We start from the raw sequence: 22,682 nt of genomic DNA, 5'->3' as shown, positions 1-22,682 counted from the left end.
CGATCCCCCCCGTTCTCAGTCCGCGATTTCGACAAACGCATGTCCTCCGGCTCTGGTCGATTCCAAGGCGTTCCGGACCGCCTGGAGGTAGCTGTGGCCAAAGTGGCGGTCGGGTTCGAGATAGCTGCCTTCGCACCACTCGTTCCAGGCGTTGATGAAGACGATCCGCTCGTCGCCATAATTCTGTTCGAGCGTCCGCCGATACGACCATTCGAGCCAGGCCTGAAAGGCGCCGGGCGTGGCGTGTTCGAGGACCACGCTGCCGTCCTGACGACGCGGCGTATTGTCCCAACCGACCAGCACCGACCGCAAACGCTTGAATCCCGGCTCCTCGCGCTGCATGAACGCCTTGGCGAGATCGCGATAATCGCGCATTTCGCCGGTCCATTGCGGATTGGTGGGCGCGACAGCACGTTTCGGCCCCTCGAAATGGGCGGGGAATTCGACCGCGAGATCGCAGCCATAATCGGCGGGCGGCTGCGGCGTCCTCACGAAATCAAAACTTTCGACCATGGCGATGCAGATTTCGCCAATCCCGATTTCCCGGCAATGGTCGCGCCACTGCGACGTCAATTCTTTCGGGTCGGGCAGATCCTGAATCCGATAGATCAGCAGCAGCGGGCGGCCATTGACGCGAATATAGGTTTTTGACCGGAAATACCGGCTGACGTCTTCGATGAACGCCTGATTATGCGCGCGGGAATAGTCCTGGCGCAGCAGAACGTCCTGGTCCCGGCCGTCCCACCGGCGCGTCCAGTTCTCGTTGGCCCAGCAGAGACAGAACGGAAAGTCCGGCTTTCCCGTCTTGAGCATTTGCTCAAGCGGCGCCTCCAGCATGCGCTTGCCGCCGAACCAGTAATAATAAAAGCAAAACCCCGTGATCCCATAGCGCGCCGCAAGCTTGGCCTGCTCGACCATGGTTTCCGTCAAGCGCAGGTCGTAATAGCCGAGATCGGCGGGATAGCGCGGCTGGTTATGGCCGGCGTAATTGGGCTGCGCCTTCGTGACATTCATCCATTCGGTAAAACCTTTGCCCCACCACAGATCGTTTTCCGGCACCGGATGATATTGCGGCAAGTAAAGCGCAATGGTGCGCAAGTCGTTGTTGGCGAGGCGCCCGGCCCAGCGCTTGACGAAAATGTTGCGATTGCGCGCGATGCGCTGCCGTTTTGAAAGATTGGCCTGACTGCCGGCCTGGCTGTTGGATGTCGCGCTGAGATGATGGGCGACGACGGCGCCGGGCGCATAGATCAACAGTTTTTTGAGCGCGCGAATCTTCAGGCTCAGATCCGCATCCTCGCAATAGGCCGGCGCGAAGATCGGATCGAAGCCGCCGAGCTGCTCGAACAGCGCCCGCCGCATCAGAACGGCGGCCCCGGAAATATGATCGCACGGCCGGGCATAGTTGAACCGCGGCGCGGCGGGATCGCCGCCGAAACCGATCAGCGCGCCCGTGCCGTCGGGATTCAGCAGGCATCCGGCCTCCTGAAGGCGCCCGTCGAACGACACCAGTTTGGGGCCGGCGAGGCCGACGGCGTCGCCCCCCTCGCGAAAAACCTCAAGCAGCGCCTCAAGGCACCCCGGCGCAATCTGCGTGTCATTGTTGAGAAAGAACAGGAACTCGCCGCTCGCCAGCGCGGCGCCCTTGTTGCAAGCCGGGCCATAGCCCTGGTTCGTTTCCAACCGGAGCGCTTTTAGCCCAGGTCGGCTCGCCAGCGCCGCATAGAGCGGATCGGTCGAACCATTGTCGACCACAATGATCTCGAGATCGACGGAGGCCGCCCGATGGATCGAGGCGAGACATTCCGCCGTCAGCCGCTGGTGATTCAAACAGGGAATGACGATCGAAACGCGCGGCGCCCGAGCGGAAGATTCAGGCGACGAGAAATCGAGCGCCGCAATGGCGCCAATGAGATCGTCGTCCGCGATCGCCTGGCAAAAGGCGAGATCGTGCAAGGCGGGGCTGCGCCCGCTCTCCTCATGAGCATAGCCGGAGACAAGGTCATAGCCGCTCCAGAGCGCAGCCTCGGGCGAAGGCGCGCTGTCCTGGACGGCCGGAGCTTCGGCCGGCGGCGAGGTCAGGAACAAAGGCTCGAACGGCGTCCCCTCGAAACGGCCGGCGAAGGCGCCGAACACCAGGAAATGCCAAAGCGGGTTCTCGTCGCAGCGATTGACGGCGCGATAGCGCGCGCCGTCGAACAGCGGCCCCGGTTGATAGTCCATTCGCCAGCCGTGGCGGATATAGTGGAGGATCGGATCCCAATTCCGGCCATCCAAGTCATAGGTCGCCAGATACCATTGCGGCGAAAACAACGCCGAGCGTTTCAAAATCGCATATTGACGTCGTTCGCGCCGCATCCTGGCGCGGCGCTTGCCGCTCAACAGCGACAGAAGCTTTTTCACGCCGCGCAATTTGCGTGGATATTTCCAATCGAAGACAACATTTTGCGACAAAGCCCAGGCCAGCGCCGCCAGCTTGGGAGTCTCCGGTGAAACCTGTCCGCCTGTTTCTGCGAGATCGCCGCGCCCTCGTTCCCCCATAGCGTCAATCTCCCAGTCCGCAATAAAACACCCGCGCCAACTCCCGACAAATCACAGATTCCATTTCAGCGGTCTATAGCCTTATCGTAACGCCGATTCATGTTTTCTCTGCTTCCACACGCTTCAATGTTTTTGGACATTATAATGATGTCGGGATTCGCTCATGGATTGACTTGCCGGTTGCGGTGAAAGGAAAACAGCTCCCCCAATCCGCCTGACTTACCATCGCGTCCTCGTCCGCGCCAACTGGCGGCGTTGGCTTAACGGAGCCGGCGCGCGTGACGCACGAAGATTTTCAGCGCAAAATCGCAAAACTATTCAGAAGCAAGGGCTGGACGTCGCTTTCATGGAATCATCTTTGCCAAGTTCATTCGAGCTCGCGCGCCTGCAAAGCGAAAGGAACGCGCTTGCGGCCGAACGCGACTCCCTGATGAAGGAACGCGAGGAATTGGCCGGGAGACTCAGCGCCCTGGCGCAAGACGCGGCCCGCCTCGGCCAGGACCGGGACAGACATGGCGCCGCATTCGACGAAATCGTCGACCTTTACAACAGATTGCGAGCCTCTGGCGCTTGGCCGGTCGTCAGACTGCTGCGTTCCGTTCGCCGCCGCGTCGACCGCATGGGGCGCATCGCCGCCGCCGAAATCGCGCGGCCCCGCGAACAGATCCGCCCGCCCGCCGAGAACGAGGTCGCATACGCCAGCGCTTTTCTGCAAGCGAAGGAGGCGAAAGGCCTGTTTAACGCGGGGTGGTATGGCGCCCAACCTCTCGCGGCGTCCTGTCGCTTCATTCAGGAGCCGCTGCCGGTCGGACTGGCGCCGCAGGCGCGGCTCAAATACGAGCGAGACTCTGCGCACATTGCAAAAAAATATCCAATGCTTTCAGACGATTGGATCAGTTACAGACTGTGCAATCTTGAAATGATCGACCGCACCCTGGGCGCGGTCGCGCAACCAGAGTTTCGGAAATCCGCCCCAAATCCAAGCTTCTCTTTTGTTTCATTTTTCCAGGCGAAGGCGTGTTTCGCGCAACTGGCCCGCTCGATCGCCCAAGTCGCTCAAGACTGGTCGGACGACAAAGTGGAATGGATCATTCTCAACAACGACCCGTCCACCTCCGATGCGGAGCTTATGGCGCTTGCGCCGGCCTCCATCGCGCAATGGACGCGAATTATTGGCGTCAAACAAAAGACAGGCGTCAGCGCCGGTCTCAACATGGCGCTCAAAGCCGCTCGGCATGACTGGATCCTGCCGATCGACATCCAGGATTTGATCCTGCCCGACGCGCTGACTATTCTCACACATTACATCAAGACGTTCGATCGCTGCCGTTTCATCTCGGCGGGCGCCGTCGACATGGATGAAGACAATGGCGTTCTGCGCTATCGCAGGCATGAGGCGTCCGCGAACCAAATCCACCGCGCCGGCATGATCGCCGGACATCTGAACGCCATTCGCCGCGATCTCTTCACCGACAAAGGCTTTTTCGACGAGAGATTTGATCTCTCCTATGACCATGAATTTGCTCTGCGCATCGCCAAGGACGAGAATATTCTTCTCATCCCAGAGTATCTCCATGGCTATCGCTGGAGCAGGGAGAGGCGCCGCGCGCATAAAACCGCCTGGCAAAACGTGGTGACGCAGCATTTGACCGGGATGCTGCCCAACCGCGCCGACGTTGATCGCGCCAAGACGCCGCCTGTTCTCGACATCGACCGCGCCAGACCCATCAGAACCGGCGCGACCATCGTCCGTTCCCAAGGGAGCCGTCCGGATCTGTTCGCGGAAACCCTGGCGTCGATCGAACAGCAGCAATTTCCGGTCACGCCCATCGTTGTCGCGCATGGCGACGGCGCGACCTATGCAAAGGTCCGTGACCTCTGCGCCCGGCTCGGTTCGAAAGCCGTCGTGCTGCACGCGGGCGAACCCGGACGCCTGCGCGGCTATCCGTGCAATGTCGGCCTGGATTATATCCGCGCCCACGCGGATCGGTTCGACTTCGTGTCGTTCCTGGACGACGATGACATCTACTATCCGAATTTCGCGCGACGCCTCGCCGACGCCCTGCAATTCGCCCGCGCCGATCTGGTCTATTCGCAGGCGAACCGTCGTGAGCCCTGGCGCGAACATGAGATGGGACCGGAGCTTTTCCCCGCAGCCTGTCTCGTCGCCAGCAATTTCATCACAAACAGCTGTTTCGCGTTGCGGACGGAAGCGTTGCTGCGCTCGGACGTTCGCTTCGCCGAAAACATGGAATATCTTGAAGATTGGGATTTTTTGATCGCCCTGCTGCGCAAGGGACTCCGGTTCGCGCCGCTGTTCGAAACGCTCTCCGAGTTTCGGATCTTTTCCGACGGCAACACAGAGCAAAAGAAATTCCCCGATCTGTTCGAAACCTGCCACCAGATCTGTTGCGACAATGGCCGGAAAGCCGCGAAAGACTTGGGGCTGCCGAGTTTTTATGAATCGCTGCTCGCCTTCAATTTCGACCGCCGCCCTCCGCTCGATGACCGGTCGACCGAACGGATCCTCTCCGCACGCGCCCTGTTTGAAGCGGAATGGCTGGGAGCGACGGCATGACCTTGGGAGACCCGCAATTGCTCGCGACGTGTGACGCCCGCCGCTTCAGCGTGCTGATGCCGTCCTACATCCCGCTCGACGCTCCCAGGCGCGTTGAACAGCTTCGCGCCGCGATCCTATCGGTGGCCGAACAGAAATTCGACGGCGACTACGAGATCGTCATCATAGACGACGGCAGTCCCAAACCGATCGCGGACCTCCTGGCGGAGGCGCCGCTTGGCGTTAAGGCGAACATTCGCTGCCTGCGCCAATATCGACGCAATGGGCTGGTCCAGGCGCTCAACCGGGGGCTTGCGGAAGCGCGCTACGACCTGATCGCCCGCCTCGACGATGATGACATCTGGCTTCCTGGCAAAATCGGCCCGCAATTGGCGCGTTTTGCAGCGGATCCGGATTTGTCAATTCTCGGAACCGGGATGACATTGGTGTTTGAAAACGGGGATCCGCCGGTCGATCCTATCAGGCCTGACGGTTGGTCCGCGATCTTGCGTTGCTTCTGCGAGGGCGGCTGTCCGTTTCCGCACGGCGGCATTCTCGCCCGCAAGGATGTTTTCAACCTGCTCGGCGGCTACCCGCAAGCGGCGGAAGCTCTGCATTGCGCGGATGAAGCCCTTTGGGTCCGTTGGATTCGCTTCTTCAAGCCAGTCCTGATCGAACGCGTCTTCGATCATGCCCCAGCGCCCACACGCGCGGTTGCAGCCAGAAACCCGAAACTTTCTCGGAAAATCGCGGACGATTTTATAAAACTCGACCTCAACGCCATCGTCCCGAACGCGATTGAAGCTCTGGCGGAGTCTCTTGGCGTCACCGGACTTCAGGCCGGCGTCTTGGCGTTCAGGTTGTGGCATTTTGGAAGCGTCGTCCGCTTGCCGAAGCTGGCGGTCGCGCCGCTGCAAGACCTCATGCCAGATCGCATTGTTTTGACGGGACCATGCGGCGGGAAACCCGCATCTTTATCCGAGTTGTTGCAAGGGTTTGGCGCTTACGAAACCGCCGGCCGCGAGGAAATGGTCACCGTGCGCTGCATCTAGCGTGAACCAAGCCGGATTCGCCGGAGGCGTCCACTTGCGAGCCAACTCAGGGGCGGCCGCCAGGCTGTTGCGGCCTGCAGGCCCTGCCGAACCCGCTGACGAAATGTCGCCGCCCATGCCGGAACATGCTTGATGCCCATCGTTTCGATATAAACAAAGGTGATCGTCGAAACCAATATTGTCACCCCCAAAGCGGTCAGCGACGTCATCGCCACCCGCGACATGGACTGATGCAACGACCACTGGATCTCTGTGTTGAACGTCTGAAAATAGCGCATCAACAACGCGTGCATGAAATAAGCCGAATAACAAATCGTTCCCATAAAAACCAATGGCGATGCGATTGGTTTGTTGAAGATGCTCGATCGCGCCGCGACGACCAGAAACACTGCGATCGAACCCGCCATGGTCAGATGCAGCGTCGAAACCAAAGCGGAAATCCATAAGTTTCGGTGTGATTCAATCACAAGGCCCCAGCCATATATTGAAATAATTAATATAAATATCGCAGATATAAATATTTTTTTATCAAAATCCTCCCTCTTGCGGATCATCGCGCCGGCATACATGCCGATCATGAAATCATCGATTCTCCCGACGATATTGTCCATGAAAGGATTGATAAGCGGGTTTTTATAATTCGGATTCAACACGAACCACATATGGTCGGCGACTAATCTGTAAATCCAACAGAACGCGATAAATATCAGAATTGTCCTGACAAAATTCAGGCGCGTCATCATCCAGATGACGGCGGGCAACAATATGGAAAACAAGATCTCGACGCCGAGCGACCAGCACACCCAGAGCATGTCCGGGATCCACAGGGAGGGGCGCAAATCGTGCAGTCCGAACAAGAGCCAGAACATATTTTTGGCCAAGGTCTGCACATCATCGTTGTTCAATAAAAACGAAGTCAAAATAACAATAAAATAAAGCGGCAAAAGGCGAATGGCGCGATGTTTGTAGTAAGAAAACAGCGACTTCGCGGACTCTATGATTTTTGCGTTATAAAGAACGGCGCCGCTGATGACAAAAAGCGCCGTCACCCCCAGCCAACCGCTGTTGACGACAGGGTTGAATATGAATTCATGGTCAGGGGTTTTAGAATAAATAAATTGACTTAAGGGGCCGGCCATATAATGGTGAAAGATAACCCCAAGGATTGCGACGCCGCGAAAAAAATCAAATGAATAGAGTCTCATTTAAATTCAACTTCACGGTTGTATAGCGCCAGGCGCATCATGGTTTGAGCCGGCGTCGAAGACAGCCTCGGCGAATTACGACTGTATCACAAGAATATCTCCAAACTAAAGAGCGGAAACAAACCCATCTTCGAGCCTCGCCACAGAATGGGCGACGGCTTGTTCGTCCCCGTTCGGACAACAACACGCTCAAGCCGCCCTCATGGATTTGTGCCGAACCACTTGTCCTTCACCCGATCATAGTGGTCGGCGGCATTGTACAGCGGCACATTGAGGCCAAGCGTTTCCGCGGACAGGCGTCCGGTCGAGGCGATCAGCGAGAAAGCGGCGATGGTCCGGTCGTGTTGCGCCGAGACATAGGTGATGCGCGCATTGAGCAGGGACTGCTCCGCATAGAGCACGTCGAATGTCGTGCGCTGACCCAATCGCGCTTCTTCGCGAATTCCGGCCAGCGCCCGTTCGGATTGCTGCACTTCCCGTCCGGCGTCGACGATGATTTTCTGAGAATTTTCCCAGGCCGCGAAGGACGTCGCCACCGAGGCGTGGACCTGATAGCGATATTGATCAGAGACGGCTTCCGCCTGGCCCAATTTTTCCTTGGCCTGGCGGATTTCCGAATAGGTGGTCCCGCTATCGTACAGCGGGATGGAAATTTGGGCGGAAATCGTCGTGTCGTAATATTTTTGCTTTTCGACGCTGGCGTAATTGTAGCGGGGACCGCTTCTGGCGCTCACGTCGACGGAGGGCAGCAATTGTCCTTCGGAGACTTTTACGGCTTGATGCGCGACATCGACATTATGCCGCGCCGAAAGAACAAGCGGATGATCCTCGTCCGCCAACTGATAAGCGAGATCGAGCGTTTTCGGCAGGAGATCCGCCGGCGTTTTCGCCGGCGTCAGGGATTTTGGCTCGTCGCCAATGACCTGGACGTAACTGGCGATGCTGCTTTTCAAATTGGTGAGGGCGCCCGTCTGATCGACGCGGCCTTGTGACAGGGCCGCCTCCGCTTGCGCGAGATCGGTGAGCGTCACCTCGCCGCACCGGAGGCGCGTCTTGGTGTCCTCGACCTGCTGTTCGAGAACCCGAACGTTGTTGCTCCGCAGCCGGTAGATCGCCGTGTCGCGCAAGGTGTTCATATAAGCGGCGACGGCGTTCGCGAGCACGCTCAGTTCGGTATATCTCAGGGATTCCCGTGAAGACAGGATCTGGGATTGCGCGAGCTGAACCTGATTTTGCGTCCGGAACCCGTTGAACACGTTTTGCGAAAGCTGAACGTAGCCGCCGCCGGGGTGCGAGGACAAATTGACCTTCTGGCCTCTCGGCCCCGGTACGGCGTAATTCTCGCGCAGAAGCCCGCCATCGACGGCGACCAGCGCATTGGGCCGGTAGCCCGCCAGCGCCTGCGGCAAGGTCTCGTCCGTCGCCCGCGTATCCGCGCGCTGCGCCCTGAGTTGCGGATTGGAGACATAGGCGCGGGCGAGCGCGTCGGACAAACTATCGGCGCACACGGGCGCGCCGTGCAGCATCGCGCTGAGGCAAATGGCGAAAGAGGACAAGGAGATCTTACGGCCACGCATCGACGCTACCCCGAAACTTCTTAAAAATATCAGTCGTTTGGCTCGCGCAGAGCTTTTCTCAACGAACCGGTCAGGGGCGATACGATGTAGCTCAGGACGGTCCTCTCGCCGGCGGCGACAACCACTTCGGCGGGCATGCCCGAGCGCAATCTGGCGCGATAGTCTTCGGGAATGTCGGCGCGGTTGAGAGCGATCACGCCGCGGAAATAATATTGGCGCGTCATCTCATCCATCAGGCGATCATGCGAAAGCGACCGCAGCTCGCCCATCATCACGGGAATGGAGCGCGCGTGGAACGCCGGGAAGCGGATTTCCGCCTGCATGCCGGCGTAAACGATATCGATATCGGTCGGCGAGAATTGCGCGCTGACAATCAGCGGCTCGTCGTCGGGCACGATATCCAGCAGCGGTTCGCCCGAACGGATGACCTGGCCGATGGTGAAAACCTTCAGGTTCTGCACCGTGCCGGAGCGCGGGGTGGCGATGTCGACGCGGGTGAGCACATCCTGCGCCACGCGTTTGCGTTCTTGCAGTTCCGAGACTTTCTGGCGCGTGTCGAGCAGGTTGCTCGCGACCTCTTCCTGAAACTTCTGGCGCGCCTGCTGGATTTGCAGCTTCGTTTCGCCGATCGTGCTTTCCGCTTTGGCCGTGTCGGCGTCCGACTGGCCGATCACGCCTTCCAGGCGCGTTCTCTCGCGCTCCATCGAGAACACGCGGGTCAGCGGCACGAGCTTTTTGGTCGCGAGTTCGCGCAGATTGACCAATTCCTGATTGATGTAGGCGACCTGCTTCTGCGTCGAATCCTTCTCGATGGCGATGCCCTGGATCTGCTTGCCCAATTGCTCGACGCGCTTCTCCAGAATGTCGATCTGGCCGCCCAGCGAGGCGCGCCGTTCGGAGAACTGGTGCGCCTGGTCCGCCATGATGCGCGGCAGATTCGGATCGTCCTTCTGGCTGGCGAGCTCCGCCGGCCAGACGATCGACTCTTTCTGCTCCCGCTCGGCGAGCAGACGGGCTTCGAGCGCGAGCGCGGAATTGAGCTGGCTGACGACCGTGTCGCGCGAAGCCTCGGCCTGGATCCTTTGCAGGCGGAACAGCGGCTGTCCCTGGGCGACGTGCTCGCCTTCCTTGACGAGGATTTCGCGGATGATGCCGCCTTCGAAATGCTGGATCGTCTTGCGGTTCATCTCCGTTTCGACGAAGCCGCTGGCCATCACCGCCTTGTCGAGCTTGGCGACCGCCGCCCATACCCCGGCGACGCCGAACGTCATCCCGATCACCGTATAGCCGGCGAAAGCGATCGGCCGCCAATCCGTCAGCGACTTGCCGTCCTTCTCGGGCGCCGCGCTGGTCTTCGCGTTGACGATCTCCCGGCCAAGCTCCACCCAGGACGATACGGTTTCGAGCAGCTTTTTCGCGGTCATGGTCATCGGCCCTGTGTCGCGGCTTGAGGCGCCTGGACCGCCGGCGCGGGCGTGGTCGCCACGACGCGCGGTCCCATCAGGCTTTGCAGCACGGCGTCGCGGGCGCCGAAGGCCTGGGCGGCGCCGTCCGCCATGACCAGGATCTTGTCGACCGCCGTGAGAATGTTGATCTTGTGCGTGACGATCACGACCGTCGTTTTCATCGCGCGCAGGCGTTGGACGGCGGCGAGCAGCGCTTCTTCGCCGGCGGCGTCGAGATTGGCGTTGGGCTCGTCGAGAACGACAAGGCTCGGCCGGCCGTAAAGGGCGCGCGCCAGGCCGATGCGCTGGCGCTGGCCGCCCGACAGGGCCTGCCCGCCTTCGCCGATCTGCGTGTTGTAGCCTTTGGGCAGGTGCTGGATCAGTTCGTGGCAGCCCGCGAGCTGGGCGGCGAAAATCACCTGTTCGGTGTCAATGTCCTGGAAGCGGGCGATGTTCTGCGCGATGGTCCCGGCGAACAGCTCCACGTCCTGCGGCAGATAGCCGATATAGCGCCCGAGTTCTTCCGGATTCCAATGCGACAGATCGGAGCCGTCGAGCCGCACGGCGCCGCGCGCGACGGGCCACACCCCGACGAGCAAGCGCGCCAGGCTGGATTTGCCGGCGGCGCTCGGGCCGACCACGCCGATGATTTCGCCGGCGGAAAGATTGAAGCTCAGATCCTTGATGATGAAGCCGTTTTGCCCTGGGGCGCCGGCGATCAGATTGACGATCTGAAGCGCGCCCGCCGGGCGCGGCAGCGACATGTTGGCCGGCTCCGCGCCGGCGACCGAGAACAAATGACGGATGCGTTCGAGGGCGCTGCGCGCCGCGATGAAGCCCTTCCAACTGCCCACGGCCATTTCGATCGGCGCCAGGGCGCGGCCGATGAGAATGGAGCCGGCGATCATGCCGCCCGCGGACAGATCCCTCTGAATGACCAGATAGGCGCCCGTTCCCAGAATGGCGGTCTGCAGGAACATGCGGAAGAATTTGGTGGCGGCGACGATCAGGCCGGCGCGGTCGCTGGCCGAGGCCTGCAGCGCCAGGGTCGTGTCGTGATGCCCGGTCCAGATCTTCTTGACCGCCTCCCGCATGCCCATGGCCTGCAGGACCTCGGCGTTGCGGAACATCGACTGGGCGCTTTGGCTGGCCATCATCGAGGCGCGGCCGGCGGAGTTGATCTGCGCCTTGGTGACTTTCTCGTTGAGGAACGTCAGGCTGAGCGTGATCGCGCTGCCGGCGAGGGCGAGATAGCCGAACAGGGGATGCAGCAGGAAGGAGGCGAAGACGAAAATCGGAAACCAGGGCGCGTCGCACAGGGCGATCAGGCCGGGGCCCGTCAGGAACTCCCGCAGCGTGTCGAGATCGCGCAGGCCTTGCACGTGATTGGCGCCGGGCTCGCGCAGGTTGCCCCGGTGCACGGCGTTGAACAGCGGCGCCGCCATTTTCTCGTCGAACAGCAGACCGGCGCGCACCAGGAGGCGCGAACGCAGCATTTCCAGGATGGCGTAAACGCAGATGAGGACCGCCGCGAGGACCGTGAGCGCGATCAGGGTCGGCTCGCTGCGGCTGGTGATCACGCGATCGTAGATTTGCAGCATGTAGAGCGGGCTGACGAACATCAGCAGATTGATGAAAAAGCTAAAAATGATCGCGGCGATGAAAATGGGCGCCGTAGCCCGGGCGCCGGCCAGCAAAACGTCCTGGTTCTGAAAACGGGGGAGGACCTTCATTGGCGAGCCATTCCGTAAATTTGCGACAAAAAAGCCTCTTTCGGAGCGAGGGCGTTCCCAATCCTGGCCAAATGACGCACAACCTATGCGAGTGTGTTCACACCATGGCGAGGCTTATCATAAAGCAATTTTAACACAAGCATAGATTGTGCTTTGCTTTTTCAGCGAATCGCTTGCATCCTGCTGAAATCTTATGGTATGGTTTTTGCTAAATAGGAAAAGCCATGTACACCAACCCTCAGAAACGAAGCGCATCCGACACGTATGAGTTGCGCCGCGAAGCCGGGCGATGGCTGAAGGAGCGCCGCGAGGCGTGCGGCCTTTCACAACGTCAGCTTGCAGAAATGGTCGGCACGGAATATTACACGTTCATCTCTCAGCTCGAGACGGGACGTGGCCGAATTCCGCCTGACAAATACCGCATCTGGGCCGAGGCTCTTCAAATGACGGCGCGTGATTTCGTTCTCACGCTGTTGCCGTTTTATGACCCCGTGACCTACGAAATCGTCTTCGCCGAGGGATCGGACCAAGAGCGCGCCGCCCGATGAGCTTCACGGTCGTTCCTTTTTTCAGACCTGCGCCCCGACCGCGAGACTGGAACAACCAGGAGCTGGCCGAATTCTACCGCGTCGAAGCGTCGATGATCCGCGGCGGCATGTCGGTCGTGACGGATCGCGGCCTGTCCGACGAGGGCGATCCATGGTTCGTGTTCTGCCGCGCGGATAACGAAGAGATCATCGTTCATTTCGCGCGCATCGACGGGGAATATGTCGTCGCCAGCCCGGCTTTCGACGAGTGCGTGCGCGGAAACGACTTCCGCCCCCTGATCGAAAGCCTGATCGAGCGCCACCCGATCGTCATCGCCCGGCCGAAAGACGGCGCGAGATTGTCCATCCATCCGGCGGCGCTGCTGGTCGCCCTGGTCACAACCTGCTTTTTCAAGTTGGGACAGACCGACGCCGTCGCCGCCGAGGCGAAAGTCGCCAAGGTCGCGCCCCCCTCCGCTGCGGCCCCCGCGCCGGCGGACGCGCGGGACGGCGGCGCCACCATCCTCAATGGACGGGAGGCGACAGCGGTCCTGACGGCCATCGCCGCGGCCGTGACATGGGCCCAGCCGGCCCTCGCCGAAACAAGCTTCGATGCGCCCTGGCTCGGCGCGGCGTCGGGCGCCGCCCTCGGCGGCGACGCCCATATCGGCCTGAGCGGAATCGAGACTGTCGATCTGGAGAGCGCGTCAAGCGCGCCGCATCATACGCTCGCGCTGTCGACGGCGAGCGCCGACGCCTGGACGGAAGCCGGCGCGCAAAACCCGTTCCAGGCTTCGCTGCATGCGGCGTCCGCGCATTCATCGAACCTGCGGCTGATGTCGCCGGTGAAGCTCGACGCCGATGGCCCGGTCAATGCCGAGACGATGGCCTTGAGCCACAATTCCAGCGCCGCGACGGCTTCGACGCTCAATCCCCATTCCTCCGTCGTGACGACGCCGGCGCCCCTGGCCGGCGAACCGGTCGCGCCGGCGAGCGATGTGTCGAGCGCCAATGCTTCGTCAACGCCGGCTTCCTCCGCCAATCAGGAAATCGCCTCTCTCCTGGGCGCCTCGGCGCAATCCCATCTCGTCACCACTTTGTCGGCCGACGAGCAACAACTGGTGACGTCGGCGCCCTCGCCCGCGACCAGCGTCGTGGTCACATCCGAGGCGGCGCCCCCGACATCGCCGCCGCCGCCCCCCGCCGCGCCGGAAAGCGCGCACGCCCCGGCGGACGCAACGCAAGCGCCAAAACCCGCAGTTCCGGCGACGGCGACCCTGACCGATGTGAACCAGGCCATCCTGCACTTCACCGCGCTGCATCCGGATTTTCAGATCACACGGCTTGCAAGCGAAATCATCATTTTCGATTCACATCTGACCGTGTCCAACGCCGCTTCGGCCACGCAGGAATTTTTCACGTTCCAGGACGGATCTTCGATTTTCCTGATCGGCTTGCCGGCCGCGCCGGCTCACGGCGAAGCGTCCTGGCTTTGACGCGCCGGCGTCGCTCGCCGGCCCGTCTCAAACGCTGGCGCGCCGATGAGGATCGGCGCCACGCCGGCGACCACGGTCAGGCCGACGCCCACAGCCACGCAGCGTAGGCCATGGACATCCATTTCGTCGCGACGATCTGTCAGTCGACCTGGACGACGCAAAGGCGTTCCGTGCGAAAGACGCTCTTGCCCTCGCAATAGGCCGCGGGCGTTGCGATGAGATAGGAAATGCCGTGCGCGCGGGCGTAACCATATTCCTGCGCCAGCGTTTTCAGCCCCCCCGCCTCGGCCATTCTCGCATTCCAGGTCTCATAATACGACGGACGCCACAGCACGGCGGCGCCGCGTTTCCAGTCGACCCAGATCGAGCGGTGCGAAAGGGTCTCGAAGGCGGTGTTGGTGAAATAAGGCGCGGGATCCTGGCGAATGGATTTGGGGTCGCTCGCAGCCATGAGCGGCGGCATGAAAATAGCGCCCGGCTTGGTTTCGCGGCCCGCCCAGTTGGCGACCCGCGCCCATTCGGACCGCCAGGCTTGCTCCGCAGCCATCGCCTTCTCTCTGAGATGGACGGCGACCGCCGACAGCAGAACCGCCAGGGACAGGGCGCCAAGCGCCAGGGCGCGCCGATGCGGGGCCAACCGCGCCGCGATTTTTCGCGGCGGCGACACGGCGCCCCCTTTGACGGCGAGGACAGCCAGAAGGACCATGTCCGCGAGCGCGCGCGAGGCCGTCATATCCACCAGCAGCGAGGCCGCCATCGCCGCCATCAGTCCCGCCGCCGCCAGCGCCTGCCTGTTGTCCGGGCCAAACCACCAGCGAACGATCACGACCGACAGCAACAAGGCCGCCAGCAGATGAATCAACGTCCCGCTGCGCAACAGATGAAGATTGAGCGCCGCCGGCGCGTGCGTCGCCCAGGGAAGACCGACGCCAATTCCATAAAGCAGGACGCAGGCGGCCAGCGGCGCCGTCATTCGCCGATCGGGATCCCGCAACCAGAGCAGGGACAAAACACAGATGGCCAACACGCCCGCCAGAACGACGATCTGCTTGAAATCTATTGTATTTATCAGGAAGTGATAGGGGTAATAGCTTTTGAGAAATTCCACGAAATTGAAATCAACGGGTTTCCCGAAGTCCGGGTTCGACACGACATTCAAGATGACGGGCGCGGCGCACGCCACGATCACCAGCAAACCGACGCCAGCGGACGCCAACATTTGACGCAGTCCGAGCCGGCCGGCGAAAAACTCGTATCCCATCACGCAGGCGGCGACAAAGCCCAGCCAGACGCCGAAAAACGCGTTCACAAAGAAGGTGACGCCGACCAGCGCCAGCATCAGGGTGAAGCGTCCGCGCAGCGCCGCCCAGACCGCCAGCAGGAACAGGCCATTGCAGATTTCGCTATGGGTGAAATAGTTGATAAAAAGGCCGCCGCCGCCGGCGAAGGAACAGTCCTGCAGCAGCGGCGTCACGGCGATCACACCGGAGAACAGAAGACGCTGCCTGATGTCCCGAACGCCAAAATAATCGGCGCAGGCGAGAAAGCCGACAAAACTCAGCAGCCGGCTGAGACAAAACAAGGCGAAAAACGCTTTTTCCGGCGCGATCCATTGGGCGGATCCGGCCAGGATCATCCAGAGGCCGGATGAAAAATAGCGCAGCGACTGGATAAACGCGTCTCCGGCGAACTCCGGCCGATCGTAGAGCCGCTCGACAATGGGCAGATGGAACAGGTTATTGCTGGTCGGAAACGCATATCCTGTGACGACCAGCGACAGCAGCGCGCCAAAAACAGCCGCGCCCCAGAAGCCGGCGCTGGCAAAGGGATTGCCGGAATGATCCTTATCTGAACAACAAGAAATATTCGTCATTTTTAACCGCGCTTAGACAGGCATTCAAAAGCTTTTCGCCGCCACGATCAAGATCAACCCGATGAAGCCGAAGGCCGCCAGGCTGTTTCGATCGGTGAGCGCGAAGACGATGGGATCGTCGTTCAGCATCCGTCGGTGCGCCAGCATGAGGATGCGCCCGATCCAATACATAAGGATCGGGCAAATCAACCAGAGCGCCTGGGGATGGGGGTAAAGGTTCAACACGGCGTTCGACGAAATGTAGAGCGTGAACACGGTCAGCGCGTTGAAGCCCGAAGCCGCCGCCAGCGCCGCGACAATGTCGAGGTCGATCTTGCGATAATTGCGATTGGGCGGATCGGGCAGGTCGGCGTCCAGGCGCCCGGCCAGCTCCGTATAGCGTTTGACCAGGGCCAGCGCCACGAAGATGAACATCGAAAACGCCAGCAGCCATTCCGAAATGGGCACGGCGATCGCCGCCCCGCCGCCGATCACCCGCAGCGTGTAGAGCATGGCCAGCGCGACCACGTCGATCATCATCTTGCGCTTCAGGACGAAGGTGTAAGCGGTGGTGAGCGAGATATAGCCGAGCAGAACGGCGGTGAACCAGGGATTGAGCGCCAAACTCCCGAGAACGGCCAGCGTGACCAGAATGGGCGCGACGATCATCGCGTCAAGCACCGGGATCGCGCCTGAAGCGAGCGGACGGCGCTTCTTCGAGAGGTGCTTGCGGTCGGCGTCGAGGTCGACGAGATCGTTGATGAGGTAAATGCCCGAGGCGGCGAGGGAGAAGGCGACGAACGCCGCCAGAGCGTGGCCGAACGAGACGAGATCCCAGCGTTGCGCGGTGACCATCGGCACGAAGACCAGCGCGTTCTTGGCCCATTGATGGACCCGCAACAGCTTGACCCAGTTGCGCAAATGGGACGCGTCACGCCGCAGCACGACGGCGGCGGGATCGAGCCCGAGCAACTTCCTTTCGACGGCGCGGGACGGATGAACGGCGATCCGCCGGCGCGCCTTGGCCCAGACCTTCAAATCAGCGGAATCATTGCCGACATAATCGAACCCGCCTTCGCCAAACGCCTGGACCAGACGTTCCGCCTTGGCCGCCGACGACAGGTTCTCGCTTGCGGTCGAGGCGAACCAGCCCTGAAACAGGCCGAGATGTTCCGCCACCGCGCCGACGTAACGCGCGTTGCTGGCCGAGGCGAGATAGACCGGGCGCCCGGTGGCGCGGGCCTTTTCGATCAGCTCGATCACCGCGGGATCATAAGGCAGATGCGCGGCGTCGATCCCGGTTTCCACCGCGATCCGCGCCTTGAGCGCCGCCTTGCCGCGAAACAGCGCCGCCAGCAATCCGCCGGCGCGCAGCGGGTTTTGTCCGAGATGAGCGAAGGCGGATTCCACCAGAAGATCGCTCGTGATGAGCGTGCCGTCCAGATCGACCACCAGCGGCGCGCAGGCGGGCGCCGGAACGGCGGCTTCTGTTGCAATCTTCATATCGCCCCCATTGATCATCCTGGTCAGGTCGCCAAAACGTCGCGCGAACGTCTGAGATGCTCAACGGCGAAGACCAAGAACGGATCAAAACGGAACGCCTCTTCCTTGAGGCAGATCAATACAGACACACGACGCTAGGAAAAGATTTGCATTATGCTTACTCCCGCATGACGAATGAGGAGCTTGGCGCGGACGATCTGCAGGCGCCCTCTCTGGCGCCGTTTTTTGGACAGGCGCGTTTTTTCGCACCGTCTGCTGGCGCGAACGGTTTCCGCCTTTCTTATCGTAAAGCTTTTCGCGGCGAAGCCGCGTCTATTGGGATTGTGTGCGCAACTTTTGTTCTGACGGTTTTCGGGCGATCTTTTTGGAGAGTTGAACGCGTTTTGCGCGTTCTCCACATGAGCTTCTGGAAGAAGCAATATCCGTGGACTCCGCTTTTTTGCACCCTCCTCCCCCGGAGGAAAACACGCGCGCAGTCTGCTTGCGGCCGCGCGCGATCCAGACCATCCACTCCCTTGAAACAATCCGCACCACATTGGACAGGTTCGGCCGCTTGTCGCGCCGGCGCTCCTCAATGGTCACAAGCCCCTCGCGCGCCGCATAGCGCAGGGCGTTGCGCGCGGTGGTGATCCCGACGCCGGCGCGCGCGGAAATCTCGCCCAGGGTGAGGCGGCATTGCCGGTGGTCACGCACCTCGTCGGCGACGATGCGCAACACCGCGAGTTCGCCGGTTGTGAACAGGCAGGCCAGGGTTGGCGGCATCGGGCCGGAGCAGGCCAGCCGCCGCCGCCGCTCGATCGACGCCCGCCGGTTGGGCGATGCTGGCTGTTTGCGCTTCGGCGGGAAATGGCTCGGCCGCCCCTGCGCCCTGGCGGCGGCGCTCACATTTGGCGCGCGCGCGGCGACCGTGTCGGCGCCGCGCACCTCGTTTTTCCGGCGCTCCAGCATTTCGGCCAGCGTTCCCGCCTGGTCGTCGGTCAGTTGTCCGCTGGCCCAGTCGGTCCAGATCGTCCGGGCGATCCCGTCCAAAACAGACAAGGATTTTGCGCCGCTCAGCGCGGCCAAAACGGCTGCGGCGGTGTGTGCGTGTTGCATCGTCTCTCCGTTCGGTCGCCCGCTCGGAAAGGGCCGAAATCCGGCGCAAAAAATCTCATCAGCGGAAACGATGCTTCCGCTTGACTTCGATCTCGATTTTGGGGAAACTCAAGTCACCACAACGAGAGTTTTCCCCGGTTCGCCGGGACACCGGCCCGCCTTCCAAGGCGGGTTTTGTGTTTCTAGGGTCTGTCCTTTAGTTCGCGACTCAACAGCAAATCAGCGAGCCGAACAGGAATCCTAACGGTTTTCCACGTTGCCGCAACTTACCGCGTCCTGACGCCGCTCTCCTTGCGTCCAGCTGACGCAATTGGCGGCCACGCCCCACGCCCCGGAAAATTGAAACGGCGATCAACACAGAGTTTTGCTGAAGTTCGGCAGGCGAAAACGCTGCTCTCATAGAGAAGCGCGGCGCAAACTTCTGGGCGTTATGATCTCAGGATATGACCGAAACGCCGTCGATTTTTACGCCGCCGTCTCCCCGCCGCTCAGTCCAAAGCCCAGCGTTCATTAACTCCGGCAAATTATCATGATCATCATGAGGGGACCGGGAGTCACGATGCGTTCCAACGAAAAAAGCCTGCGAATTCTTCATGTCTTCAGAGCGCCGGTCGGCGGCCTGTTTCGGCATGTGATGGATTTGGCTGGCGAACAGGCGTCTCGCGGCCACGAGGTCGGGCTGATCGTCGATTCCCTCGCCGGCGGCGAACGCGCCGAGCAACAGCTGGCGGCGATCGCGCCGCGCATGAAGCTGGGCGTCGTGCGCTTCCCCATGCATCGCGAGCCGCATCTCGGCGATCTCTCGGTGCTGGCGCGCACTTACGCGCGCATTTGGCGGCTGCGGCCGGACATCGTCCATGCGCATGGCGCAAAGGGCGGCCTTTACGCGCGGTTGACCGGCTTTTTGCCGCTGCCCAAGCGCCCGGCGCGCGTCTATACGCCGCATGGCGGCAGCTTCCATCAGGTCGCCGGCCATCGCGCCTACATGCTGGCCGAGCGCCTGCTCGGACGCCAAACCGATCTTCTGCAGTTCGAGAGCGATTATATGGCGCGAAAATACGCCAGCGAGATCGGACCGGGCGCGGCGCTGGTGAATGTGGCCCGCAACGGCGTCTGCGCCGGGGATTTCGTCAAGGTGACGCCGCCGCCCGACGCGGCCGAATTCGTCTATGTCGGCGAATTGGCGGCGCGCAAGGGCGTCGACATTTTGATCGAGGCCCTCGCCAAAATCCACGCCGGCGGTCAGTTCGCGCCGCGGCTGGTCATTATCGGCTCGGGACCAGACCGCGAAGCCCTCGCGGCGCTGGTCGAACAATCCGGCTTGTCCCGTCACATCACGATGCGCGATCCGCAGCCCGCGCAAAAAGCCCTGGCGGCCGGCCGCATTGTCGTCGCGCCCAGCCGCGTCGAATCCCTGCCCTATATGTTCCTCGAGGCGATCGCTTGCGGCCGGCCCCTCATCGCCGCCGCCGTGGGCGGCGTGGAGGAGATTTTCGGCCCCTACCGCGACAAGCTGATCCCGCCGGGCGACCCGGCGGCCCTGGCCGCCGCCATGGTCGCCGCCCTGCAAGAGAACGAGACGGCGCAGCAGGACGCGTGTGCGGCGCTGACGCAATATGTCAAAGACAATTTTCAGATCGCCTCCATGGTCGATTCGATCATGGACGGATATGCGCGCGCGCTGGCGCGGCGCGAACCGCAAGCGATCCAGAACAGTTTGCGCGCGCAATGACAATGACTGAGACTCTCGTCAGCGCGCCGCGACCTGCGCCGGGACGACGGTTTTCTTTCCCCCGGCTGGAGGAAAGTCTGTTCTGGCTGACCGTCGCCAGCGGCTCCGTGGTGTTCATCGAACCCGCGCCCTACGATCTGCTGATCCTCGTCACAATCGGGGTCTGGGCGTGGCGCGGATTTTCAATCCACCGGACCGTCTTGCCGCTGGTCATTTTGCTGTCGGCTTGGACGCTGGGCGGCTTCATCGGGCTCATCCCCTATTGGAACGAGCCGGATCCGTCGCTCTACATGTACAATACGCTTTATCTTTCAATTACCTGTCTGTTTTTTGCGTTCTTCCTGTATCAGCGGACGACCCGACGTCTCCAGCTGCTTTTCAGCGCCTATATCGTCAGCTGCGTCATCGCCGGCGCCGCCGCCATCCTGTCCTGGGTCGCCAATTTTGGCCTGGAGGAACTGCAAAGCGCCGAGCGCGCCACAGCGTTCTTCAAGGATCCGAACGTGCTCGGCTCCTATATGATCATTGGTTTCCTCGCGCTCACGCAACGGCTGTTGCTGGGCCGGATGAAACATTGGTGGATTGAGCTGCCAAGCCTCGGCCTCGTCGCGGCGGGCCTGTTCCTGTCCTTCTCGCGCGGGTCCTGGGGCGCCACGGCCTTCGCTCTGGCGATGATGGTCGGCTTCCTGATCGTGACCGCAGACACCAGACGGATGCGTAGGCGCATCGTCACCGGCGCGGCCGCCGTGCTCATGATGGTGGCGGTGGGCGTTGGCGGCGCGCTGTCCGTCGACAGCATGCGCACCTCCTTCTCCGAGCGCGTGTCCCTCGGCCACGATTACGACGAAGGCCCGGACGGCCGCTTCGGCCGGCAAGTCCGCTCCATTCCGATGCTGCTGGACCGGCCGAACGGTTTTGGGCCGCTGCGCTTCCGCCTCACCTTCAGCCTTGAGCCGCATAATTCCTATATCAATTCCTTCGCCTCCAACGGATGGCTGGGGGGCTTCAGCTTCATCGCGCTGGCGCTGGCCACCGGCTTCGTCGGTTTCCGGCTGTGCGGACGCTCCCATCCCTACCAGCGACAAGCGCAGGTGCTGTTTCCGGCGGCGTTCGTCTATTTCCTCCAGGCCTTACAGATCGACATCGACCACTGGCGCATGTTCTATCTGTCGGTCGGGGCCGTCTGGGGGCTTGAGGCGGCGCGGGCGCGCTGGCTCGCCACGGGCGGCGCCCCACCCCTTGCCGGGACGACCACGGCTGAGCCGCGTGCACAGATCATTTAGGCGGCGCTGCTAAATCGCTGGAGCGCTCGTAACGGCGCCCAATCGCCCTCGTCGCGGGACCCCGCCCATGCACGCTCCCTCGCCCTCCGTCGTGATTTTTGGCTCGGCCCGGCCCGTCACCTGCGCGGTGATGGACTATGCGCACCGGCTCCGCGACGCGATCAACGCCAGCAGGCCGGGCTTCGCCACGGTTGAAACCATCGAACCCGAGCGCCCCCTCGCTTTCGTCGGCGCGATCGTCAAGGTTTTACGCGAAGATCGGATCGTGCATTTTCAGCTGCCGATAGAGGGCTGGGGCAATCGCCTCACGCCGGGATGGGCGCTGATGGCGGCGCGGCTGGCGACGCGCAAGGGGCGCATCGTCCTCACCCTGCATGAATGGACCTCGCTCAATCCGCTGCGCTATCTGTCGATGATCCCGGATCTGCTGGCGTCGAACGGTTTTATCTTCGTCTCGCGCCAGCAGCGCGAGGCGTTTTTGACCTCGCCGCTGGTCGGAGCCGCGAAGAAACAGGCAGCGCCGGTCATCCCGATCGGGCCGAACATCATGCCCGTCGGCATCGACCCGGACCGCGTCGCGCAAGAGCGCGCCAAAACGCGCGGCGACGGCGCGGCGCAAGCGGAGATCGTCATCGGCTTTTTCGGCGTGCTCTACGCCAGCAAGCGGCCGGATCTGCTGTTGCGCGTCGTCGCGGCCCTGCACAAACGCGGCGTCACGGCGCGGCTGCTGGTGTGCGGCGATTTTCTCTGGGACAAGCCCGGGGACCGCCAGGCCTTCTTCGATCTGGCGGGCCAGCTCGGCGTGGCGGACTGGCTCGATTTCCGGGGGCGGATCGACGACGAGGGCGAGCTGATGGCGACGCTGTCCGCCGCCGACGTGATCCTGCTGCCGTTCACCGATGGCGTCAGCGCCCGGCGCGGCAGTTTTCAGGCCGTCAGCCAACTGGCCATTCCGCTGGTGTCGACCCATCCCGAGCGTGCGGACGAATTCGACTTTTCGCCCGCCCTCAAAGCCAAGATCGACAATCCCGCGACCGTGCTCTGTCCGATCGACGCGGATCCCGACGTGTTCGCCGACGCCGTG

At 61.8% G+C, this 22,682-nt stretch carries 16 protein-coding genes; 7 read left to right on the top strand and 9 right to left on the bottom strand.

Translation table 11 applies throughout. The features are described from left to right. Positions 1 to 15 precede the first annotated feature (15 nt). Both CFB24_RS19660 and CFB24_RS23200 read right to left on the bottom strand, forming a co-directional pair. Positions 16 to 2,541 (bottom strand): glycoside hydrolase family 99-like domain-containing protein, encoded by a 2,526-nt coding sequence (locus CFB24_RS19660; protein ID WP_088522339.1) that lies wholly within the window; start codon positions 2,539 to 2,541, stop codon positions 16 to 18. 367 nt (positions 2,542 to 2,908) lie between these two features. Next, the gene (locus tag CFB24_RS23200; protein WP_158255329.1) at positions 2,909 to 3,397 is read right to left on the bottom strand and encodes a hypothetical protein; all 489 of its coding nucleotides are present in this window, start codon (positions 3,395 to 3,397) and stop codon (positions 2,909 to 2,911) included. Between the two features lie 18 nt (positions 3,398 to 3,415). Here CFB24_RS23200 and CFB24_RS19655 point away from each other — a divergent pair, with 18 nt between their 5' ends. Together CFB24_RS19655 and CFB24_RS19650 are read left to right on the top strand one after the other, a co-directional pair. Then, on the top strand, positions 3,416 to 5,119 hold the full coding sequence (locus CFB24_RS19655; RefSeq protein WP_170133763.1) for a glycosyltransferase family 2 protein: 1,704 nt from the start codon (positions 3,416 to 3,418) through the stop codon (positions 5,117 to 5,119). After that, entirely contained in the window at positions 5,116 to 6,150 is a 1,035-nt protein-coding gene (locus CFB24_RS19650; protein ID WP_176440465.1) for a glycosyltransferase family 2 protein, read from the top strand. The genes CFB24_RS19655 and CFB24_RS19650 overlap by 4 nt, the downstream gene beginning before the upstream one ends. Here CFB24_RS19650 and CFB24_RS19645 read toward each other — a convergent pair. The 4 genes from CFB24_RS19645 to CFB24_RS19630 form a co-directional block, all read right to left on the bottom strand. Further along, positions 6,147 to 7,355, bottom strand: a complete 1,209-nt coding sequence (locus tag CFB24_RS19645) for an acyltransferase family protein (RefSeq protein WP_088522336.1) — start codon at positions 7,353 to 7,355, stop codon at positions 6,147 to 6,149. The two genes, CFB24_RS19650 and CFB24_RS19645, sit on opposite strands and share 4 nt — an antisense overlap. A 200-nt stretch (positions 7,356 to 7,555) precedes the next feature. Continuing rightward, entirely contained in the window at positions 7,556 to 8,932 is a 1,377-nt protein-coding gene (locus CFB24_RS19640; RefSeq protein WP_088522335.1) for a TolC family outer membrane protein, read from the bottom strand. A gap of 29 nt (positions 8,933 to 8,961) precedes the next feature. Then, positions 8,962 to 10,356, bottom strand: coding sequence for an HlyD family type I secretion periplasmic adaptor subunit (locus tag CFB24_RS19635; RefSeq protein WP_158255326.1), 1,395 nt, complete (start codon positions 10,354 to 10,356; stop codon positions 8,962 to 8,964). Between the two features lie 2 nt (positions 10,357 to 10,358). Continuing rightward, positions 10,359 to 12,110 carry a type I secretion system permease/ATPase gene (locus CFB24_RS19630; protein WP_088522333.1) on the bottom strand — a complete coding sequence of 584 codons (1,752 nt, stop codon included), beginning with the start codon at positions 12,108 to 12,110 and terminating at the stop codon, positions 10,359 to 10,361. 224 nt (positions 12,111 to 12,334) lie between these two features. Between CFB24_RS19630 and CFB24_RS19625 the strand changes: the two genes are divergently transcribed. Together CFB24_RS19625 and CFB24_RS19620 are read left to right on the top strand one after the other, a co-directional pair. Beyond that, positions 12,335 to 12,658 carry a helix-turn-helix domain-containing protein gene (locus tag CFB24_RS19625; protein WP_088522332.1) on the top strand — a complete coding sequence of 108 codons (324 nt, stop codon included), beginning with the start codon at positions 12,335 to 12,337 and terminating at the stop codon, positions 12,656 to 12,658. After that, the gene (locus tag CFB24_RS19620; RefSeq protein WP_088522331.1) at positions 12,655 to 14,133 is read left to right on the top strand and encodes a RodZ family helix-turn-helix domain-containing protein; all 1,479 of its coding nucleotides are present in this window, start codon (positions 12,655 to 12,657) and stop codon (positions 14,131 to 14,133) included. The genes CFB24_RS19625 and CFB24_RS19620 overlap by 4 nt, the downstream gene beginning before the upstream one ends. 139 nt (positions 14,134 to 14,272) lie before the next feature. Here CFB24_RS19620 and CFB24_RS19615 read toward each other — a convergent pair whose 3' ends face one another. From CFB24_RS19615 to CFB24_RS19605, 3 genes are all read right to left on the bottom strand, one after another. Continuing rightward, complete coding sequence (locus tag CFB24_RS19615; protein ID WP_088522330.1) at positions 14,273 to 16,006, bottom strand: hypothetical protein; 1,734 nt, start codon at positions 16,004 to 16,006, stop codon at positions 14,273 to 14,275. Positions 16,007 to 16,030: 24 nt separating this feature from the next. Continuing rightward, complete coding sequence (locus CFB24_RS19610) at positions 16,031 to 17,488, bottom strand: UbiA family prenyltransferase (RefSeq protein ID WP_088522356.1); 1,458 nt, start codon at positions 17,486 to 17,488, stop codon at positions 16,031 to 16,033. Between the two features lie 312 nt (positions 17,489 to 17,800). Further along, complete coding sequence (locus CFB24_RS19605; RefSeq protein ID WP_244593324.1) at positions 17,801 to 18,583, bottom strand: hypothetical protein; 783 nt, start codon at positions 18,581 to 18,583, stop codon at positions 17,801 to 17,803. Positions 18,584 to 19,142: 559 nt separating this feature from the next. On the opposite strand from CFB24_RS19605, the gene CFB24_RS19600 reads away from it, so the two are divergent. From CFB24_RS19600 to CFB24_RS19590, 3 genes are all read left to right on the top strand, one after another. Then, positions 19,143 to 20,315 (top strand): glycosyltransferase, encoded by a 1,173-nt coding sequence (locus tag CFB24_RS19600; RefSeq protein ID WP_245295405.1) that lies wholly within the window; start codon positions 19,143 to 19,145, stop codon positions 20,313 to 20,315. A 2-nt stretch (positions 20,316 to 20,317) separates the two neighbouring features. Then, positions 20,318 to 21,598, top strand: a complete 1,281-nt coding sequence (locus CFB24_RS19595) for an O-antigen ligase family protein (RefSeq protein ID WP_088522329.1) — start codon at positions 20,318 to 20,320, stop codon at positions 21,596 to 21,598. Positions 21,599 to 21,665: 67 nt separating this feature from the next. Next, a partial coding sequence (locus CFB24_RS19590; protein ID WP_088522328.1) for a glycosyltransferase occupies positions 21,666 to 22,682 on the top strand: 1,017 nt, incomplete at its 3' end.

The sequence above is a fragment of the Rhodoblastus acidophilus genome (assembly GCF_900187365.1).
GTDB lineage: Bacteria > Pseudomonadota > Alphaproteobacteria > Rhizobiales > Beijerinckiaceae > Rhodoblastus > Rhodoblastus acidophilus.
This window is presented reverse-complemented; position numbering and strand designations above follow the sequence as displayed.

Excerpts from the sequence above, each read along its gene's own strand:
- CFB24_RS19660 (WP_088522339.1), bottom strand. The coding sequence starts at position 2,541 with ATGGGGGAACGAGGGCGCGGCGATCTCGCAGAAACAGGCGGACAGGTT.
- CFB24_RS19655 (WP_170133763.1), top strand. The coding sequence starts at position 3,416 with ATGCTTTCAGACGATTGGATCAGTTACAGACTGTGCAATCTTGAAATG.
- CFB24_RS19650 (WP_176440465.1), top strand. The coding sequence starts at position 5,116 with ATGACCTTGGGAGACCCGCAATTGCTCGCGACGTGTGACGCCCGCCGC.
- CFB24_RS19645 (WP_088522336.1), bottom strand. The coding sequence starts at position 7,355 with ATGAGACTCTATTCATTTGATTTTTTTCGCGGCGTCGCAATCCTTGGG.
- CFB24_RS19640 (WP_088522335.1), bottom strand. The coding sequence starts at position 8,932 with ATGCGTGGCCGTAAGATCTCCTTGTCCTCTTTCGCCATTTGCCTCAGC.
- CFB24_RS19635 (WP_158255326.1), bottom strand. The coding sequence starts at position 10,356 with ATGACCGCGAAAAAGCTGCTCGAAACCGTATCGTCCTGGGTGGAGCTT.
- CFB24_RS19630 (WP_088522333.1), bottom strand. The coding sequence starts at position 12,110 with ATGAAGGTCCTCCCCCGTTTTCAGAACCAGGACGTTTTGCTGGCCGGC.
- CFB24_RS19625 (WP_088522332.1), top strand. The coding sequence starts at position 12,335 with ATGTACACCAACCCTCAGAAACGAAGCGCATCCGACACGTATGAGTTG.
- CFB24_RS19620 (WP_088522331.1), top strand. The coding sequence starts at position 12,655 with ATGAGCTTCACGGTCGTTCCTTTTTTCAGACCTGCGCCCCGACCGCGA.
- CFB24_RS19615 (WP_088522330.1), bottom strand. The coding sequence starts at position 16,006 with ATGACGAATATTTCTTGTTGTTCAGATAAGGATCATTCCGGCAATCCC.
- CFB24_RS19610 (WP_088522356.1), bottom strand. The coding sequence starts at position 17,488 with ATGAAGATTGCAACAGAAGCCGCCGTTCCGGCGCCCGCCTGCGCGCCG.
- CFB24_RS19605 (WP_244593324.1), bottom strand. The coding sequence starts at position 18,583 with ATGCAACACGCACACACCGCCGCAGCCGTTTTGGCCGCGCTGAGCGGC.
- CFB24_RS19600 (WP_245295405.1), top strand. The coding sequence starts at position 19,143 with ATGCGTTCCAACGAAAAAAGCCTGCGAATTCTTCATGTCTTCAGAGCG.
- CFB24_RS19595 (WP_088522329.1), top strand. The coding sequence starts at position 20,318 with ATGACTGAGACTCTCGTCAGCGCGCCGCGACCTGCGCCGGGACGACGG.